General features: G+C 39.3%; 14 protein-coding genes, 1 tRNA gene and 1 riboswitch. Of the genes, 12 read left to right on the top strand and 3 right to left on the bottom strand.

The features are described from left to right. The first annotated feature begins 271 nt into the window (after positions 1–271). From P767_RS16165 to P767_RS0106485, 6 genes are read left to right on the top strand one after another with little or no spacing between them, the layout of a single operon-like run. On the top strand, positions 272–1,516 hold the full coding sequence (locus P767_RS16165) for a PKD domain-containing protein (RefSeq protein ID WP_037351671.1): 1,245 nt from the start codon (positions 272–274) through the stop codon (positions 1,514–1,516). A gap of 5 nt (positions 1,517–1,521) precedes the next feature. Continuing rightward, a complete protein-coding gene (locus P767_RS0106505; RefSeq protein WP_026763876.1) occupies positions 1,522–2,760 on the top strand; it encodes a PKD domain-containing protein in 1,239 nt (412 codons plus the stop codon). 39 nt (positions 2,761–2,799) lie between these two features. Next, positions 2,800–3,237, top strand: coding sequence for a putative quinol monooxygenase (locus tag P767_RS16160; protein WP_235785902.1), 438 nt, complete (start codon positions 2,800–2,802; stop codon positions 3,235–3,237). 20 nt (positions 3,238–3,257) lie between these two features. Then, positions 3,258–4,907: a M28 family metallopeptidase gene (locus tag P767_RS0106495; protein WP_037351670.1), complete on the top strand. Its 1,650-nt coding sequence runs from the start codon at positions 3,258–3,260 to the stop codon at positions 4,905–4,907. Then, positions 4,904–5,854, top strand: coding sequence for a threonine ammonia-lyase (locus tag P767_RS0106490; RefSeq protein ID WP_026751463.1), 951 nt, complete (start codon positions 4,904–4,906; stop codon positions 5,852–5,854). The genes P767_RS0106495 and P767_RS0106490 overlap by 4 nt, the downstream gene beginning before the upstream one ends. Before the next feature lie 5 nt (positions 5,855–5,859). Next, positions 5,860–7,545, top strand: coding sequence for a GMC oxidoreductase (locus P767_RS0106485; protein WP_026751464.1), 1,686 nt, complete (start codon positions 5,860–5,862; stop codon positions 7,543–7,545). A gap of 26 nt (positions 7,546–7,571) precedes the next feature. Here P767_RS0106485 and P767_RS16155 read toward each other — a convergent pair whose 3' ends face one another. Continuing rightward, entirely contained in the window at positions 7,572–8,390 is an 819-nt protein-coding gene (locus P767_RS16155; protein ID WP_051408493.1) for a methyltransferase, TIGR04325 family, read from the bottom strand. 77 nt (positions 8,391–8,467) lie between these two features. Further along, positions 8,468–10,189 carry a gamma-glutamyltransferase gene (gene ggt / locus P767_RS0106475; RefSeq protein ID WP_026751465.1) on the bottom strand — a complete coding sequence of 574 codons (1,722 nt, stop codon included), beginning with the start codon at positions 10,187–10,189 and terminating at the stop codon, positions 8,468–8,470. Between the two features lie 69 nt (positions 10,190–10,258). On the opposite strand from ggt, the gene P767_RS0106470 reads away from it, so the two are divergent. After that, positions 10,259–12,751, top strand: a complete 2,493-nt coding sequence (locus P767_RS0106470; RefSeq protein ID WP_026763874.1) for a M14 family metallopeptidase — start codon at positions 10,259–10,261, stop codon at positions 12,749–12,751. A 157-nt stretch (positions 12,752–12,908) separates the two neighbouring features. Here P767_RS0106470 and P767_RS0106465 read toward each other — a convergent pair whose 3' ends face one another. Further along, a complete protein-coding gene (locus P767_RS0106465; protein ID WP_026763873.1) occupies positions 12,909–15,314 on the bottom strand; it encodes a TonB-dependent receptor in 2,406 nt (801 codons plus the stop codon). Positions 15,315–15,372: 58 nt separating this feature from the next. Beyond that, positions 15,373–15,471: riboswitch (TPP riboswitch) on the bottom strand. Between the two features lie 73 nt (positions 15,472–15,544). Between P767_RS0106465 and P767_RS17585 the strand changes: the two genes are divergently transcribed. From P767_RS17585 to P767_RS17915, 5 genes are all read left to right on the top strand, one after another. After that, positions 15,545–16,273, top strand: a complete 729-nt coding sequence (locus P767_RS17585; protein WP_051408494.1) for a head GIN domain-containing protein — start codon at positions 15,545–15,547, stop codon at positions 16,271–16,273. 58 nt (positions 16,274–16,331) lie between these two features. Then, a tRNA-Met gene (locus P767_RS0106455) sits at positions 16,332–16,403 on the top strand. 87 nt (positions 16,404–16,490) lie between these two features. Continuing rightward, on the top strand, positions 16,491–17,363 hold the full coding sequence (gene era / locus P767_RS0106450) for a GTPase Era (protein WP_026751468.1): 873 nt from the start codon (positions 16,491–16,493) through the stop codon (positions 17,361–17,363). Positions 17,364–17,398: 35 nt separating this feature from the next. After that, positions 17,399–18,712: a ribosome biogenesis GTPase Der gene (gene der / locus P767_RS0106445; protein ID WP_026763872.1), complete on the top strand. Its 1,314-nt coding sequence runs from the start codon at positions 17,399–17,401 to the stop codon at positions 18,710–18,712. 79 nt (positions 18,713–18,791) lie between these two features. Beyond that, positions 18,792–18,974, top strand: coding sequence for a hypothetical protein (locus P767_RS17915; RefSeq protein ID WP_071790313.1), 183 nt, complete (start codon positions 18,792–18,794; stop codon positions 18,972–18,974). Positions 18,975–19,146 lie beyond the last annotated feature (172 nt).

The raw sequence follows: 19,146 nt of genomic DNA, 5'->3' as shown, positions 1-19,146 counted from the left end.
CTTGCATGCCATGCAAGCGCTCTAGCCAACTGAGCTAACCCCCCGTTTATTTTAATTTCAAAAGAACTTTGTTTTTGAACCGCGACCTTCCCGATTCCATCGGGACGCTCTAGCCAACTGAGCTAACCCCCCATAGGAGTGCAAATGTAAGTTGCAGGTACTGAATGTCAAAAAATTGTTTTATAGCCTTATAATGGCCTCAAATACATGATTTTTACAATAAATAGGCTTGTTTTTCGTTGTACTTGTTAGTTAAGCATAAGCAATTACCATGAAATTCAGTCAACTGTTCATCGCATTAGGATTTACTACTGCTATCTTGCTATCGGCCTGTAAAAAAGAGGTAGATAAGCCCGCAGATGCTCAGGAAACCACAGAAGACAACAGTCCCCCGATTGGAGGGGCAACGGCTGTATTCAGGGATACAGTTTCAGTAAAAGACGGAGAAGTAACCATTACTTATGCAAAATCTGATGCCTGTTTCCCCAGCAATGAAATTTTCTCATTCACAGCAACTGCTGCAGGAATACCTGCTGGTGCAAAATATATCTGGGAATTCGGGGATGGTAAATCCTTAACGGGTACTACGGTTAGAAATATGTACAGAAACCCTGCTACGTATACCATTATTCTTCAGATTAAGAACTCGGCTGATGTTTTGCTTCATAAAGCTTCCATTTCAGTAAAAGCATTGGGGCAGCAAGTAACACCAACGGCCATTTTTTCCAGTGCTTTGCCCGATATCAATTACCTGAACAATATGACATTTACCAGTAGGTCTACAGTGCCCACTGGTACCATTGTTGATCATTTCTGGGATTGGGCGGATGGTACTACCAGCAATAGTTCCAATTCTTTTATGCCAAAGAACTTTCCAAAAGTTCCGGAAGACAAAAACTACAATGTAAAGATGATTGTTACTGCCAACTCTGGTTGCAGGGATACAGCTTCTTTAAATGTTTTTGTTCCGGCTTCCTATAATATCAGCGGGAACTTTACTGCGGAGCAATTTGATGCTTGCACGAATGAGTATTTTATTTTTACTCCAACTGCAACAGGTGTTCCGGCAGGTGCAGAATACACTTGGGATTTTGCTGATGCAACTGGTGCGGTTACAGGTAGTCCAGTTAAAAAACAGTTTACTTATCAGAATGATTATGATGTTAAAATGACGGTTACCCTAAAAGGTAAAATCATTTATCAAACCCATAAACCAGTTCGGGCTTTTGGGCAGAATATTAAGCCAAAAGCACTGATGTTAAAGAATGTGGTTAGTTCTACTGCAACCAAGGAAGTATGGGCTTTTTACAGTCAATCCAATATACCACACGGATATTTAACTGGTTACAGATGGGAAATGCCATTTAACAGAGTAGACGATAATTTCAATACGATAGTTGAACAGGAATTTACAAAAGCTGCAACACCATCCAATTATTCAGTTAGATTGATTGTAACTGGTAATACGGGTTGTAAAGACACAACTGTTGCCAATATAACTGTACCGGCTAAATAAGCCTTATGAGATTGATACGTAACCATTTGTTCATTTGCCTGACTGTACTGGGTCTTTTTGCTTGTAAAAAAGACGCTGCTATTGATTTGGATAAGCTGGTGCAGGTAGACTCTGCGCAAATAACAAAAGGAGCAATTGTTACAGTATCAAGAGATACTACTACAGTAACTTACGGTAATGTTGAAGCCAAGTTTAGCCAGACTTCTACCTGTTTCCCTTCTTCAGAAGTATTTACTTTTACTGCCTCTGGCGTTGCTTTACCAGCGGGGGGGTATTATAGCTGGCAATTTGGAGATGGAAATATAGCAACAGGAGCTACTACCACGCATTCTTATCAGGCTGCCGGATCTTTTGTTGTGACTTTGATGGTAATGGCCAATGCAAATAATATGCTGGCTAAAGTAAGTTTTGGCGTTAAGGCATTGGGTCAGCAAACCAAGCCTGAAGCCAGTTTTACAACTAAATTTGATTTTCCTCAGAATTTGAGTTACGTGACATTCAACAGTACATCGTCCATTAATCAAGGAGATATAGTACAGTATAAGTACAGTTGGGGTGATGGTACAGAGCATATCAGTTCGGTTGGACTGGTTAGACATGAATTTCCTAAAGTCATCAATGATTCTACTTATTCTGTAAAATTGACAATTCTCTCTAATAGTGGTTGTAGTGATGATACAACCATTCGTTTAACAATTCCGGGCAGATACAATATTAAAGGGAAGTTCAAAACTGAAACTTTTGATGCATGCACCAACGAAAGAATATTATTCACAGCTGAAGCGGAAAATGTACCTACTGGTGCAGTATATGAATGGGATTTTTCTGATGGCACAGGTGTTAAAACAGGTAATCCGATCATGTATAAATACAAATTTCCCAATGATTATGATGTTATCATGAGTGTAAAACTCAATGGAAGAGAAATTTACAGAACGAATAAACTTGTGAACGCAAAAGGAGAGAATCCTAAACCCACAGCCAAGTTTGAGGAAACCCTTGTATGGGATTATCCCACAACCCAACGTTGGTCGTTTAACAGCAGGTCTACTATCCCTACCAGTACCATTGATTCTTATCAGTGGAGTTTTGGAAACGGGAATACCAACAACGAATTTTACAGCTTTATAGAAACAGTATACAACAAAGAGACCACCAGTAAAAGCTATACTGTTCAACTCATTGTAACTGGAAATGGTTGCGCAGATACTGCCAGAAAAACCATTACTATTCCTTCCAGATAAATTCTTTATTGTAACTTGGTAATCTTTAAAACCAGTGCCATGTTACGATTGTTTATTTGTCTTTTTTTATTCAATACATATTCTCCATTACAAGCACAAGTGGCTAAAAGCCAACTGGTTCCGGTATCTGAAAAATCTTCTCCGAATGATTCTATGCAGCGTGCCAAGCAGATGGTGAGAATTGCTAAGATAAAAGTGAATCCTGATCAACTGGATAAATATAATATTGCATTGAAAGTTCAGATGCAGGAGGCAATTAAGAAGGAACCGGGGGTATTGAGTTATCATGCAGTTGCTGATAAAATAGATCCATCTAATATTACTATTTTAGAAATTTATGCAAGCCTTGCAGCATATCAATCCCATATACAAACACCTCATTTTCTTTTATACAAGGAAACTGTAAAAAATATGGTGCAATCTTTAGAGTTAATTGATGTTGATTTGATTGCTCGCGCAAATAAATTAAAAGATTAAAATTTGAAATAATTAGTACAATGAAAAAATATTTGACCTTACTGGTTTCGCCTTTCTTTTTTGCATGCGATTCTTCCACTTCAAAATTTTCTGAAGAAGATGGTCTTTCAGTATTCAACGCTGATACCCTTAAGAAACATATTGCTGTTCTTGCCTCTGATGATTTCATGGGTCGTAAACCATTCACGGAAGGAGAAACTAAAACCGTTAATTACCTGGTAGAGCAATTCAGGCAATTAGGACTGGAGCCAGGTAATGGAGACAGTTATATTCAATCTGTACCCATGGCTAATATTCTGGCTACAGCTGCGCCTTCCATGCAAGTGAAATCCGGCAAAGGCAGTTTTATGCTAAAAGCATTTGATGATTATATTGTATGGACAGATAAAACCGATTCCAGTTTTACTTTAGATAATGCAGATCTGGTTTTTGCCGGATATGGAGTAGTAGCTCCTGAATACAATTGGAATGATTATGCAGGTTTGGATGTAAAGGGAAAGGTTGTGATGGTTATGGTGAATGATCCGGGTTTCTGGATAGGAGATTCAAGTTTGTTTAAAGGGAAAGCAATGACCTATTATGGAAGATGGACTTACAAGTTTGAAGAAGCTGCCAGACAGGGAGCAAAAGCCTGTCTGATTATTCACAACACTGCTGCCGCAAGTTATCCTTTCAGTGTTCAACAAAACAGTTTTAATACAACTCGTCTAAAGTTAGACAACAGAGGAAAAGATATTCCGAACTGTGATATGATTGGCTGGATTCCGGAGCATGTAGCTAATCGCTTATTTGTTGCTTCGGGATTTGATTCTACACTGCTGAAGAAAGCCAATCAGTCTGGTTTTAAACCTGTTCCCCTGAATTTGCAGCTGACTACTTCTATGAAAGTAAAAGCCAGTTTTAATAAATCTGGTAATGTGATTGCAAAAATTACCGGAAGTAAAAGACCTGATGAAGTAATTATATATACGGCACACTGGGATCATCTGGGAATTGGAAGACCCAATAAAGATGGAGATTCAGTATACAACGGAGCATTGGACAATGCTTCCGGAACGGCCGGTTTGATAGAAATGGCCAGAGCATTTAAAAGCATGAATAAGAAGCCGGAAAGAACCATAGTTTTTTTAGCTGTAACCGCTGAAGAACAAGGTCTGCTAGGTTCTGCATACTATGCAGAGAATCCTTTGTTTCCTGTTGACAAAACAGTTGCTAATATCAATATGGATGGTCTGAACAGATTCGGTAAAACCAAAGATATGGTTGTGGTTGGTCAAGGACAATCTGAGCTGGAAGATTACCTGAATGATGCTATTACCAAGAAGGGAGGTTATCTTTCTTTTGATCAGCATACAGAAGCCGGGTATTATTACCGATCTGATCATTTCAATTTTGCCAAAAAAGGGATTCCTGCTTTGTTTGCAAACAGTGGAAAGGATTTTGTTGGTAAAGACAGTTCATACGGTAAAGCAATGGAAAAAGAGTTTAATGAAAAACATTACCATCAGCCATCTGATCATTATGATGAAAAGTCCTGGACGGGAGAAGGAGCTATCAACGATTTACAATTGTTGTTTACCGTTGGCAGAAGAATGGCTTTTGAATCAAGTTTTCCAAAATGGAAAGAAGGCTCTGAGTTTAAATTAACCAGAGAAAAAAATAAGCCATGATAACGAAAGAAGAGATAGAAAAGGCACACGGGAAAATTAAACCATTTATTCATCATACCCCTGTTTTAACTAATAGCAGTATCAATGAAATGGCAGGTGCAGAATTATTTTTTAAATGTGAGAATTTCCAGAAAATTGGCGCTTTCAAAATCAGGGGAGGAATGAATGCTTCCTTAAGTTTAACTCCAGAACAACTGGCCAAAGGCTTGGCTACGCATTCTTCCGGAAATCATGCGCAGGCGATTGCTTTTGCTGCAAAGACGCTAGGTACCAAGGCATATATTGTTATGCCTAGTAATTCTCCTTCTGTAAAAGTAAATGCCGTGAAAGGGTATGGTGCTGAAGTTATTTTTTGTGAACCCAATCAGGCAGCTAGAGAAACTGCTTTGCAAAAAGTAGTGGATGAAACAGGAGCAGAATTTATACACCCTTACGACGATGATAGGGTGATAACCGGTCAGGCAACCTGTGTTAAGGAATTAATTGCTACAGTACCTGGCCTTGAAGTAATTTTTACTCCTGTTGGTGGTGGTGGCTTGTTATCTGGAACAGCATTGGGCTCGCATTATTTTCATTCAGCTGCTAAGGTATATGCAGGAGAACCAGCCGGAGCTGCAGACGCTATACTGAGCTTTCAATCAGGCAAAGTTGAAAAAGCTCCTTATGTTAATACAATTGCAGATGGGTTATTAACTACACTAAGCGAAAGAACCTTAACAATCATTCGCAAGCATGTGACTGATATATTTCTTGTGACGGAAGAAGAAATAAAGGAATCATTAAGATTGGTTTATGAGCGAATGAAAATAGTAGTAGAACCCAGTTGTGTTGTACCGCTTGCCGCAATGCTTAAAAACAAGGAACAGTTTAGCGGGAAAAGAATAGGAATTATTTTAACCGGAGGAAATGTAGATCTGAAAAAATTTTCGGAATGGTTTAATGATTAGCAATTATGCCTGAACAGAATACCAATTTTGATGCAATAGTAATAGGCTCTGGTATCAGTGGGGGATGGGCCGCCAAAGAACTCTGTGAAAAAGGGCTGAAAACGCTTGTATTAGAGAGGGGCAGGATGGTAGAGCATAAAAAAGATTATCCTACAGCCAATTACCATCCCTGGGATATGCCGCATAGAGGTAATATTCCACCTCCTGAAATGGATAAGGATCCTATTGTAAGCAACTGTTATGCTTATAAAGAGGATACAAAGCATTTTTTTGTAAAGGACAATGAACATCCATATGTACAGGAAAAACCATTCAGCTGGATAAGGGGTTATCAGGTTGGTGGTAAATCACTTTTGTGGGCAAGGCAGACCCAACGCTGGAGTCCATTTGATTTTGAAGCTCCGAAGCGTGATGGTTTTGCAGTTGACTGGCCAATTCGTTATAATGATTTGTCTGGATGGTATAGTTATGTTGAGAAATTTGTAGGAATAAGCGGTAATAAAGATGGCCTGGATACTTTGCCTGACGGAGAATTTCTGCCTGCCTGGGAAATGAATTGTGCAGAGAAAATTATTCAGCAAAAAATTATGGAAGCGTTTCCTGATAGACATGTTGTGCAGGGTAGATGCGCGCATTTAACACAACCCGGTGTTGAACATTTGTTGCAGGGACGGGGGCAGTGTATGGCAAGAAACTTATGTGCAAGAGGTTGCCCTTTTGGTGCTTATTTCAGCTCGAATAGTTCAACCTTGCCCGCTGCAGAAAAAACAGGTAATCTGAAAATTCAAACGCATGCAGTTGTTGATTCAATTATATATGATGAAAAGCTAGGTAAAGCAACTGGAGTAAAAGTGGTAGATGCGCTGACACATGAAGTGAAAATATATACTGCAAGAATTATTTTTGTAAATGCTTCCTGTTTAAACTCTAATTTGATCCTGCTGAATTCACGAAGTAATTATTTCCCCGATGGATTAGGAAATAAAAATGGACTTCTGGGAAAGTATATTGCTTTTCATAATTACCGAGGCAATATTACAGCAGCGTTTGAGGGCCCACTAGACCAGTATTATTATGGCCGCAGGCCTACTCAGCTGATGATGCCAAGTTTTAGAAATGTCTACAAGCAGAATACTGATTTTTTAAGAGGGTACATGGTACATTTTAGTGCTTCGAGGGGCCGTCCTAAGGTAGACGGGGTTGGTATTGATTTTAAAAACGCAATTTCAGAACCCGGAGCCTGGCATATATATATGATGATGCAGGGAGAAACCATACCCAAAGTAACCAATCAAGTGTATTTAAGCGACTATGAAAGAGATGATTGGGGCATACCTCAGCTGGTTGTGAATGTGGACTATGATGAGAATGATGAGAAGCTTTTGCAGGACTTTTTTAAGGAAGGTAAGGCAATGCTTGAAAAAGCAGGTTGTACCAATATCAATACCTGGGACAGTAAGCAACCTCCTGGCCTGGATATTCATGAAATGGGAGGTGTTAGAATGGGTAGAGACGAACATACTTCTCTCTTAAATGAATACAATCAGATGCATCATTGTAAAAATGTATTTGTTACAGATGGTGCCTGCATGACATCAACAGGAAATCAAAATCCTTCATTGACTTATATGGCAATAACAGCCAGGGCAGCTGAATACGCCGCAAGACAATTTAAGGAAGGTAAATTATAACAGGCTAGTGTTCTCTGTTATTAGAATTATCTGGCTTGTTTTAACTTCCATAATTGACCTTCGTAAAAGAAGGGCTTTAACTGGATATAATATTTGTCATGATCTACAATAAAATCGTACACTAAATCGAAACGATTCTGCATGTATTTATAAAATTTGGGTTTACTGTAAAACCAGCAAGTGTAGGAAGCCGGGGAACCATAATAAACCGGTGGAACATGTTGAATAGCAATTCGGTCACGGTCTTCGTCGTTGAATGCTATATAATCGATGTATAAATATTTCACGCCGCTTAATACAATCTGGTCCAGGAGTTCATAGGTTTTTTCTATATACTGTATTACACCAGAGAAAATAATGATATCTGGTTTATGATGCTGAAGGCATTCTTCCAGGGAATAATAGAAGTGCAGCCGTTCGTGTTCAAACTCTTTTCTGCCTGCGTCCACATAGTTGGGTTGTTCAACTATACACCAATTTAAATTATGAACAGATTGGAGGTAGTTTTTTTTGTGATTATAGGTTGTGCCCAAAGAACCACCAAAATCCAATACAGTCAGGTTGCAATTATTCTCAGCTGCAACAGTAAGCAGCGTAGCCAACATGCTGAAATTCATTTTCGGCTTATCGTAAACAATCCCATCTCTTTCGTAAGTTACTTCTCCATTAACAACCTTGCGGGTAGTTTCCTTGATTTTTTCAAGTATGCTCTGCTCGTCGTATCCGCTGGCTATTTTGTTGGCAGCCTCAAAACTTTCGTAATCACCTTTCCAGCCATATTTAAAACTGTACCAATAAAGCGTCCTGAAAATGGGTGGTATGAATTGTTTCAGTAAATAATGCATTAGAAATCAAAAATAGCATAAAACTTATATAAAATTAAAGGGATATATAACTTCTTTCTATTTTTAACATTGCCTTACTAGTAACCTGCAACAGAATCGTCTCCTCTTTTATCTGCTGCTGTTTCTCTGATTTTATTGGGTAATATCCGAATGCCATCGGTTCTGCCTATGCTTGAACGGTCTTTAAGCAGATAGCCCATTTTCTGGAGTGTTTCCCGGGTTTTGCTATCAAAGCCATTCTCTATCATCACTTCATCGGGTAACCACTGGTGATGGAATTTTGGCGCGTCAATCGCATCCCCCAGGGTTTTATTAAAGTCTATCACATTAATCAGCGCCTGATAAACCGAAGTGGGTATGGTAGTGCCGCCCGGAGTACCAATAACGATATAAGGTTTTTTATTTTTTAATACAAGGGTGGGGGTCATTGAACTCAGCATTCTTTTACCGGGAACAATAGCGTTGGCTTCTCCCCCTACAGCCCCAAACATATTGGGGACTCCTGGTTTTACACTAAAATCATCCATTTCATTGTTCAATAAAAATCCTGCACCGCCTACCACTACTTTTGATCCATAGCTTCCATTTAATGTTGTTGTAACTGCCACCATATTACCTGCAGCATCAACCACACTCAAATGGGTAGTTTCCTCACTTTCATTTATAACACCTGCATTCACTTCCTTACTGTTGCCTGCTTTGCCGGGTGAATAATCGTTCATACGCTGTTGTAAATATGAATCGCTGATAAGTGTTTTCACAGGCACTTTCCAGAAATCCGGATCACCCATATGTTCTGCACGATCCGCAAAAGCCCTGCGTTCGGCTTCAATCATTAACTGAACAGATTCAGGGGTTTGAAATCCCATTTTACTCATGGGATATTTTTCAACCATTTTCATCATTTGAGCCAGTAAGATTCCGCCACTGCTGGGGGGAGAAAAACTGATGATTTCGTGACTTCTATAGTTGAATACAATCGGCTCTCTTAATTTAGCAGTGTAATTTTTTAAATCAGCGTGTGAGATAACGCCTCTTCCACGTTCCATCTCAGCTACAATCAGGTCTGCTGTTTTCCCGCCGTAAAAGCCCATTGCGCCTTCCTGTTGTATCCTTTCCAGAGTATGCGCAAGCTCTTTTTGAATAAGTGTGTCACCTACTTTCCAGCGGGTTGGTTTATAAAAAGCGGTTGGTTGTGTGCTGAAACGAGCAATACCATCTTTTACGCTGCTGATACTGGCAGCCTCTTTTTCTGTTAATACAAATCCCTTGGCAGCTATGTCAATAGCGGGCTGAATCAACTCAGCAAACGGAAGTTTTGCATATGCATGAGTAGCAAATAAACCTGCCACAGTGCCAGGTATGCCCGAAGCAAGATGTCCATTCTGTGATAAGTTCAACTGGGCATTCCCGTTTTTGTCCAGGTACATATCCCGCGATGCTTTTTCAGGTGCTGCTTCTCTGTAGTCTATACCTATTAGTTCACCGTTGGTTTTGCGCGCCAGTAAAAATCCACCCCCACCTAAGTTTCCTGCATTCGGGAAAACTACTGCCAGCACCAATTGTGTTGCGATGGCTGCATCAAAAGCATTTCCTCCCTTTTTCATGATGGCCGCACCTACCATGCTGGCCAACGGGTGTGCACTGCTCACAGAAGCCTGTTTAAAGTTTCCGCGCTTAACTACAGAATAATGGAATGGGTCTACTTCCTTGTTGGGCCCTACAATAGATGTTACATGCTGTGCATTGGCAACCGGTATTAATCCCAGGAACAGAAATCCTGATAATATCTTTCTCATATTACAATTTACAATTTTATAGGGTTTTATTTCCCAATATTCCTACTTTCATGCTTCATTATTAAACTTATGAAGAAATTATTATTTGGACTATTTTGTTTGGGCATTTCTGTGTTATCATTAGCACAGTCAGTACCCAGTCCTGAACAATTTTTGGGGTACAAAGTGGGTACCCGTTTTACCCGTCACCACCGGATTGTGGAATACACAAAGTCTGTTGCTGCTGCAAGACCCGATATGGTTAAACTGGAGAAATATGGTGAAACCAACGAAGGCAGGGAATTAATGCTGGCCTTTGTGAGTACTCCGGAAAATATGCAACAACTGGATCAAATCAGAGTTAATAATTTAAGGATGGCAGGCCTGGCGAAAGATAAAGCCGCACCTGCTTTGGAAAATGCCCCGGCCATTGTATGGTTAAGTTATAATGTGCATGGTAATGAAGCATCTTCATCTGAAGCGTTTCTTTTAACGATTCATGCATTAACGGACCCCAATAATAAAGCAACCAAAGAATGGCTGAAAAATACCATTGTAGTTCTTGATCCTTGTATTAATCCTGACGGTAGAGACCGTTACATTAATTGGTATAATTCTGTAGTTGGAAAGCATTACAATGCGGATCCGGCGTCAAGAGAGCATGCAGAACCCTGGCCCGGAGGAAGAAGTAACCACTATAATTTTGACCTAAACAGAGACTGGGCCTGGCAAACACAGTTAGAAACCCAGCAAAGGATAAAAAAATACCATGAGTGGATGCCGCAGGTACATGTGGATTATCACGAACAGGGATTCAATGAACCCTATTATTTTGCTCCGGCTGCAGAACCATTACACGAAGTAATTACTCCCTGGCAGCGGGACTTTCAGGTTATGATTGGAAGAAATCATGCAAAATATTTTGATCAGAATAATTGGTTGTTTTTTACCAAAGAAAGATTTGACTTGTTGTATCCCAGTTATGGTGATACCTATCCGGTATACAATGGTGCTATTGGCATGACCTATGAGCAGGGAGGTATACGTGCCGGATTGGGAATATTGAATGAGGACAATGATACGCTTACTTTAGTAGATCGTGCGGCTCATCATTTTACCACAGGATTATCTACTATTGAAATAGCTTCTAAAAACAAAAGCAGACTGCTATCTGAATTTAAGCAGTTTTTTGATGATAGCAGGGCTGGTAAAATTGGGGAGTATAAAACTTATGTATTCACAGCAAAGGATGAAAACAAAATGGCTGCTCTCAAAAAATTATTGAGCCAGAATGGTATTGAATATGGGGTACTGAATAATAAGAATTTCCGTGGCTTCAATTATTTTACCGGAAAAGATGATGTGTTTGCAGATGAAGGAGATCATATTGCAGTAAGCGCATTTCAACCCAGATCGGTAATGGCAAAGGTTTTGCTGGAGCCAAGAACCGTAGTTACGGATTCCAATACCTACGATATTACCGCTTGGGCAGCTGCGTATGCATACGGCATTAAGGGGTATGCAGTAAAAGAAAAATTAGCAGTAAATTCAGAAAGTGCAGCTGCTGCTGCAATTGCACCGGTTAACAGCAATTACGGTGCGTTGATACCTTATACTTCATTTAACAGTGCGAAGGTTCTTGCCTATTTACTGAAACATGGCGTTAAAGTTCGCTTTGTTGAAAAACCATTTACCTATAAAAACAAAAGTTATGATCGCGGAACATTGGTGGTATTAAAAACCAGCAATACTGCCGATTGGCAATCTGTATTGAATGCAGCTTGTTCAAAATACAATGTTCAGGCAGAGGCAGTAGAAACGGGTTATATGGATAAGGGTTCAGACTTTGGTTCTCCTGATATAAAAAATATTGCAGCCACGCCAAAAGTAGCTATGTTAACCGGGGATCAAACTTCCTCTTTGGCAGCCGGTGAAGTATGGCATTATTTTGATAAGATACTTGATTATCCTATCACTCTTTTAAATGCAGCCGATATAGCCAGATACAATTTGAAAAACTACGATGTATTAATTATTCCTGATGGTAATTACAGGGTGCTAAATGAAAAATCGGTATCAGATAAAATGAAGGATTATGTTCGTGGTGGCGGAAAAATTGTGGCTTTGGAAAATGCAATGGCTACCATGAGCAGAGGAGACTGGGGAATTAAATTGAAAGAAGGAAAAGGAGATGAAAAAGCAGACTCAGTTAAGAAATATGCGGACCGTGAAAAGGATTATTTAACCAATTCCATTCCGGGGGCTATTTATAAAATGGATTTAGATAATACACATCCTCTCGGATTTGGATATCCTGATTTTTATTACACACTAAAGCAGGATGGAAATGTATATGAGTTCATGAAGGATGGCTGGAATGTAGGTACAATAAAGAAGGATGCATATGTTACCGGTTTTGTTGGAGCAAAACTGAAGCCAGGTATTAAAGATGGTATGCTTTTCGGAGTTCAGGATATGGGTGCAGGTACGGTAGTATATATTGCTGAAGATCCTTTGTTCAGAAACTTCTGGGAGAATGGTTATTTGTTAATTGCAAATGCAGTATTTCTGGCTGGGAAATAGTATTAAAATTCTTTCGAAAGTTTTCCGTAAAGGAATATAGATATGATTGTTATAATTACAATTAAACAAAAGGGTAAGCCAGCAGGCTTACCCTTTTTAATTTGCGATTCCGAATTATAAATAGTTAACAGATGGTGCCAATAAAATATGGGTTCAACTACAATTTGATATTAAGTGCTAGCATGAAGTTTCTGCCTGCCATGGGGTAGTAGAAATTCTCTGTAGTTACAGATCCTCCGGCTACATAGCTGAATGTATATCCATTGGGTTCATATTTTTTATCAAATAAATTATTCAACTGAAAGATCAGCTGAGCTTCTTTAATCCACTTGTGTTTAATGGTGTAGATGGTTCTGAAATCCTGTGTATAAAAACCATTGAGTTTTCGATTTTCATTTTGGGTATTATCCAGGTATTGCTTGCTTACCCACTTATTCAGCAAACTGATTTCCCAATTATTCAAAGGATTAATGTTGATTGTAAGTGCTGACACCAACGAAGGGGAAAAGGATATGTCGGTATTGTTATGATTAATGGCTATTTGCCCCCCATTGTCGTAATCATCTATATATTCTGTAAATGTGCTGATTTTATTTCTGCTAATGCTGGTGTTTCCTGAGAAGTTCAGCCACTGATTGATTTTAGCACCTGCCTGAATTTCAATGCCCGCTCTGTAGCTATTGGGGATATTGGTTCTGGTATAGGCACCCACATCGTTGATTTCACCCGTTAGTACCAATTGGTTATTGTATTTCATATAGTAGCCCGTAATACCAAAAGAATATTTTGAAGTCTTTTTTTCAATTCCGAGCTCCCAATCGTGCAGGGTTTCATAAGTTGGCTGACGGTTAACACCCGCCTGAAAATCGTCTCTGTTAGGCTCCTTCCTGGCAACAGCATAACTTAAATAGGATTGCCATCCCATTGCATTATACACAATGCCTGCTTTGGGATTAAAAAAGCCAAAACTTCTGTTTACGTTTAATGTTGGATTATCGCTGAATCCATTCATGCGGTGTCTTACCCATCTGTATTGTAAATCGGTAAATACAGAGAGTTGATTGGTTATATTGGTTTGCCACTTGGCATAAATGTTTGCATCTTTTTTAAGTGCAGGCAAATTATAATAACGATAATTAGCAGGAACTGTGCCGATTGCCACAAATGGGATTGTGCCAAAGTGCACACCGTCATAGGTAGACCAACCACCACCCAGGGTAAATTCTTGCTTTTCTTTTTTGTACTGTAGTGAAAAAATCTGACCGTAGAAATGATTATCCAGCCATCGTTGCCTTACCAGATCTGTTCTCATAAGTGTATTGCCTCCAATTACTACATTGGGTAATCCATAACGGGAAAATCGCTGATCGGCCTTGTATTCTTCGTAGTATCCTTTTCCTCTGGTATAAAACAATGCAGTGTTGAATGACCAATTGTTATTCAATGCTGTATTGTAAAAAAGTTGATAATGTGTTTGTGTGTAATTGTCCGTTTGGTTTTCGTAAGGAGTTCCGGCTTTCTCTGTTCCGGCAGGATTATTGGTTCTGTCTGTTTTTATTAAATTTTCTGCTACACCGTACCAGGCCTGGTAAGTTTTTTCGTTGCCGGAAAAAACATTGAGTCTGATTGATGATTTTTTGTTTAAATAAGCGGCGCTTACATAATAAGACTTTAGGTTACTGCTGGCCCGGTCTATAAAACCGTCACTGGTAATTCTGCTAAGTCTGGCATCCAGGGTAAAATGATTGCCAATTAAACCGCTACCAAATTTCAGCGTATTTTTTATTGTGTTGAATGATCCAACACTATTGTTGATTTCTGTGTAGGCTTTACTATTGAATTCGTTTGTTGACATATTCAACGTGGCACCAAACGAACTGGCACCATTCGAAGAAGTACCTGCTCCTCTTTGTATTTGAATACTGTTAACAGAAGAGGAAAAGTCTGGTAGGTTTACAAAAAATGTTCCCATGCTTTCCGCATCATTATAAGGTATGCCATTTAGTGTAACATTAATGCGGGTGGCATCGGTTCCTCTGATTCTAATACCTGTATATCCCACTCCATTTCCTGCATCGGCATTGATAACTACGGATGGGGTTTGATTTAACAGAAATGGGATATCTGTTCCCAGATTAGTTTTTTCAATGGCCGATTTATTCAGGTTGGTTTTGGTAAATGGTGCCCGATCTGCTGCCCTGATTGCTTTTACTTCCAGGGGTTGCAGGAAAAGCGGGATGGGGGTCAATTCAAATTGAATATTATTTTTATTACCTATCCCTCCAATCAACTTATTTCTATCCATTGGTCCCACCCTAAGGGTTTCATAGCCCAGACTATTAATGTTAAATCCCTGTTTTGCATTGGTTGGAATACTAAAGACACCTTGTTCGTTGGATAGAGTTTGTTGGTTTCCCCAACTGATAATGGCTCCTGGAATGGGCAGTAGACTTCCTTTTTCAACAACTTGGCCCGTTTGATTTTCGGTTTGGGGACTTTGCTGTGCAAATGCCAGTAGGCTAATTAACACCAGCGCGGTTGTTCCCATGATTTTTTTCTTCATTTCATCAATGATTTTGAGTTAAAAAAATGGGAACAGGGAAATGCAATAGGAGAGGTAGTACAGTAAATTTCACCTTCCCTTCGCAGGAATTACCCTGTTCAGGTTCAACGGGTATTTCTCAGCCAAAGCATACGCTTGAGCACCCCGAGGACTACACAAAAGTAAATCAATCTTTTTTAAATGGTTTGTAACTTTTACCTTGTTGAACCGTTTTATTCAAAATTGCAGTAATGAAAAAACATGTTTTATTCCTTATAGGCCTTTGTTGGGCTTTTCTGGCCTTTTCACAGGAAGAAAAAAAGCTGGTATTCGATGCAAATGCTCAACCCAGGTCGGTTGGGTCTTTTTCCGGTATTGAAATATCAGGGGCAATTAGTTTGTATTTATCTCAGGGTAAAGAATCTGCAGTAGCGGTAAGTGCCAGCGATGCGGAGTTATTGGAAAAGATCAGAACAGTTGTTCGGAACAATGTTTTGTATATTTCTTTGGATACCAAGGGAATAAACTGGAAGAAGTGGGGAAACACCGGAATCAAGGCTTATGTAACATTTGATGAGCTTACCAAGTTAGAGGCTTCAGGTGCTTGTAATATTAAAACTGCCAGTGCCATGAAATTGGATGATCTCAAAATACAATTGTCCGGGGCTTCAGATTTTACTGGTGAAATAGAATTAGGAAACCTGAGGGTAGATCTAAGCGGCGCTTCACAGGCCAATCTGAAAGGGAAAGCAGAAAAAACACAAATGATTGCTAGTGGTGCCAGTTCTATTAAGTCATTTGATTTAGTGAGTAATTATTGTAAGATTGATGCCAGTGGTGCTTCTTCCATTCGTGTAAATGTAGCCAAGGAAATAAGTGCGGAAGCCAGCGGTGCCAGCAGTATTCAATACAAAGGCGAAGCCATCATCAAGGATTTTAACAGCAGCGGTGCATCTTCCGTTAAAAGAAAGAATGACTGATTTTTAAATATTATTTGGAAAAAGACTTGCAAAGACGTAATTTTGCAATCCAATACATCGCGAGATAGAGCAGCGGTAGCTCGTCGGGCTCATAACCCGAAGGTCGGAGGTTCGATCCCTTCTCTCGCAACAACTCAAAGGCCCTTTTGGGGCCTTTTTTCGTTTAACTACCCAGAGCCGGGCAAAATTTTGCCCGAATAATGAGTAAATTCAAAAAGTGAAAGCAGGATTTGTAAACATATTTGGAAAACCGAACGCGGGTAAAAGCACACTCCTCAATGCATTAATTGGGGAGAAGATGGCTATTGTTTCTCCAAAAGTTCAGACGACTCGTCATAGAATCAAGGCTTTTTTGAATAAACCGGGTGAGTACCAGATTATTTTTTCGGACACTCCGGGCATTATTGATCCTAAATACAAGCTGCATCAGAAAATGATGGATTCTGTAAAAGGAGCTCTGGAAGATGCAGATCTGGCTTTATTGATGGTAGATGCCAATGACAATTTAGAGGATTGCGATGCCATTTTCTCTGCTTTGAAGCTGAAAGTTCCGGCATTGGTTTTATTGAATAAAATTGATATTGCAGGCAATGGAAAAATTGCAGAAGCAGAAGCTTTTTTTGCCAATAAGCCCTATTGTAAGCAACTTATTAAAATTGGAGCATTACAGAAATTGCATTTGAATAAACTATTGAATGTAATTGTTGAAAACCTGCCGGAGGGTCTTCCCTTTTATGATGAAGATGACCTTAGTGATTTACCAACCCGTTTCTTTGTATCGGAGATGATTCGTGAAAAAATTTACGAGTTGTTTGCAGATGAGATACCTTATCATACAGCAGTTATGGTGAACGAATACAAGGATAAGGGTAACATTATAAAAATTCAGGCTGATATTATTGTGCATAGGGAAACCCAGAAAGCGATAATTCTGGGTGAGAAGGGAATCATGATTAGACAGATTGGAATTAAAGCCAGAAAAGACATTGAAGCATTTGTTCAGAAAAAAATATTTTTGGAGTTGTTCGTTAAAGTAAGACCTAAGTGGCGCGATAACGACCTTCAGTTAAAAGAATATGGTTACCAGTAATGGTAACTGATTACCTCAACCAGAATTAAATAAAAATGAGTTACACTGTTGCTATTGTAGGCAGACCCAATGTAGGAAAAAGTACTTTTTTTAATCGCTTGTTAGAACAGCGTAAAGCCATTGTTGATGACATAAGCGGGGTTACCAGAGATCGCCAGTACGGTGTGGCAGACTGGAATGGAAAAACTTTTAACCTGATTGATACCGGCGGTTTTGTTCCCCAAAGTGAAGATATATTTGAAGTAGAAATTAGAAAGCAGGTAAAAATTGCCATTGAGGAAGCCAATGCAATCATTTTTATGGTTGACGTTGCAACGGGTATTACCGATCTTGATGAAGCAATGGCAGATTTGTTGCGCAGAACCAGTAAGCCTGTTTTTGTAGTGGTTAATAAAGTAGACAATGGTACCCGTGAACTGGAAGCCACTGAGTTTTATAGTTTAGGTTTTGAAAATACCTTTTTCATCAGCAGTATTTCCGGAAGTGGTACTGGTGATTTACTAGATGGTGTTGTTGCGAATATTTCCGAAGAAGAAGGGGCAGAAAAATCAGTTGATGATGCACTGCCGAAGTTTGCCATTATTGGTCAGCCCAATGTGGGGAAGTCTTCTCTATTGAACGCTTTGATTGGCGAGGAGAGAACCATTGTTAGTGATATTGCTGGAACCACCAGGGATACCATTCATACACACTATAAATTATTTCAGAAAGAATTCATGCTGATTGATACGGCTGGTATCCGCAAAAAAAGCAAAGAGAAAGATGACCTGGAATTCTATTCTATCATCCGTGCTATTAAAGCTATGGATGAAGCAGATGTATGTTTGCTGGTTATTGATGCTCATAAGGGTATAACTGCACAGGATATTTCTATTTTTAGCTTAGCTGCCAGAAAGGGCAAAGGAATTGTTGTTCTGGTAAATAAGTGGGATCTGATTGAAAAAGAAACCAATACTGCCCGTGATTATGAAAAAGTATTGAAACAAAAAATGGCACCCTTTACTGATGTTCCGGTTCTATTTATTTCAGTAGTGGAAAAAACCAGAATTTTCAAAGCTATTGAAATGGGACTTGAAGTTTTTGAAAACAGAAAGAGAAAAGTAACTACTTCTGAATTGAACGAAGTGATGTTAAAGGCGGTAGAAAATTACCATGCTCCTGTAGTTAGAGGGCACTCAATAAAGATTAAGTTTGTTACTCAACTGCCAACACCGGTTCCTTCTTTTGCCTTTTTTACCAATTTCCCGGATGATATTAAAATGCCATATAAGAATTATCTGGAGAATCAACTGAGGGCTAATTTTAACTTCAAAGGGGTCCCAATTCGCATATTCTTCCGTAAAAAATAAAAATTTTAAGAAAATTTTGGCAAAAATCATCTTAAAACCCTATTTTTGCGACCAAATAAAAAACCCAAAAACAAGTACAATGAAAAAAGTATTCGCAATTCTGGCTGTAGCAGGTTTAATGACTGCTTGTAACAACGCTGAAACAACTGAAGCAACTGCTGACACTGCTGCTGCAACTGTAGACACTGCTGCTGCAACTGTAGACACAACTGCTGCAACTGTTGATACAACTGCTGCTGCTGTAGACACAACCAAGAAATAGTAAATACAAGTACTCGTTACTAATATTACTTCTTGCAAGAAGGTCCTCCCGATACAAATCGGGAGGATTTTTTTTGTGTCAGTTTGTACTTTTTCCTGGCCTCTTTGGCAGATGGCATCAATATTGTACTTTATTCTGCCCGGCCAGAAATTGGGTGGTGAGATCATTTTTG

Source organism: Sediminibacterium salmoneum NBRC 103935 (genome assembly GCF_000511175.1).
Classification (GTDB): Bacteria; Bacteroidota; Bacteroidia; order Chitinophagales; family Chitinophagaceae; genus Sediminibacterium; species Sediminibacterium salmoneum.
This window is presented reverse-complemented; position numbering and strand designations above follow the sequence as displayed.

Excerpts from the sequence above, each read along its gene's own strand:
- P767_RS0106470 (WP_026763874.1), top strand. The coding sequence starts at position 10,259 with ATGAAGAAATTATTATTTGGACTATTTTGTTTGGGCATTTCTGTGTTA.
- der (WP_026763872.1), top strand. The coding sequence starts at position 17,399 with ATGAGTTACACTGTTGCTATTGTAGGCAGACCCAATGTAGGAAAAAGT.
- P767_RS16160 (WP_235785902.1), top strand. The coding sequence starts at position 2,800 with ATGTTACGATTGTTTATTTGTCTTTTTTTATTCAATACATATTCTCCA.
- P767_RS0106495 (WP_037351670.1), top strand. The coding sequence starts at position 3,258 with ATGAAAAAATATTTGACCTTACTGGTTTCGCCTTTCTTTTTTGCATGC.
- P767_RS16165 (WP_037351671.1), top strand. The coding sequence starts at position 272 with ATGAAATTCAGTCAACTGTTCATCGCATTAGGATTTACTACTGCTATC.
- P767_RS0106485 (WP_026751464.1), top strand. The coding sequence starts at position 5,860 with ATGCCTGAACAGAATACCAATTTTGATGCAATAGTAATAGGCTCTGGT.
- P767_RS17585 (WP_051408494.1), top strand. The coding sequence starts at position 15,545 with ATGAAAAAACATGTTTTATTCCTTATAGGCCTTTGTTGGGCTTTTCTG.
- ggt (WP_026751465.1), bottom strand. The coding sequence starts at position 10,189 with ATGAGAAAGATATTATCAGGATTTCTGTTCCTGGGATTAATACCGGTT.
- P767_RS16155 (WP_051408493.1), bottom strand. The coding sequence starts at position 8,390 with ATGCATTATTTACTGAAACAATTCATACCACCCATTTTCAGGACGCTT.
- P767_RS0106490 (WP_026751463.1), top strand. The coding sequence starts at position 4,904 with ATGATAACGAAAGAAGAGATAGAAAAGGCACACGGGAAAATTAAACCA.
- P767_RS17915 (WP_071790313.1), top strand. The coding sequence starts at position 18,792 with ATGAAAAAAGTATTCGCAATTCTGGCTGTAGCAGGTTTAATGACTGCT.
- P767_RS0106505 (WP_026763876.1), top strand. The coding sequence starts at position 1,522 with ATGAGATTGATACGTAACCATTTGTTCATTTGCCTGACTGTACTGGGT.
- P767_RS0106465 (WP_026763873.1), bottom strand. The coding sequence starts at position 15,314 with ATGAAGAAAAAAATCATGGGAACAACCGCGCTGGTGTTAATTAGCCTA.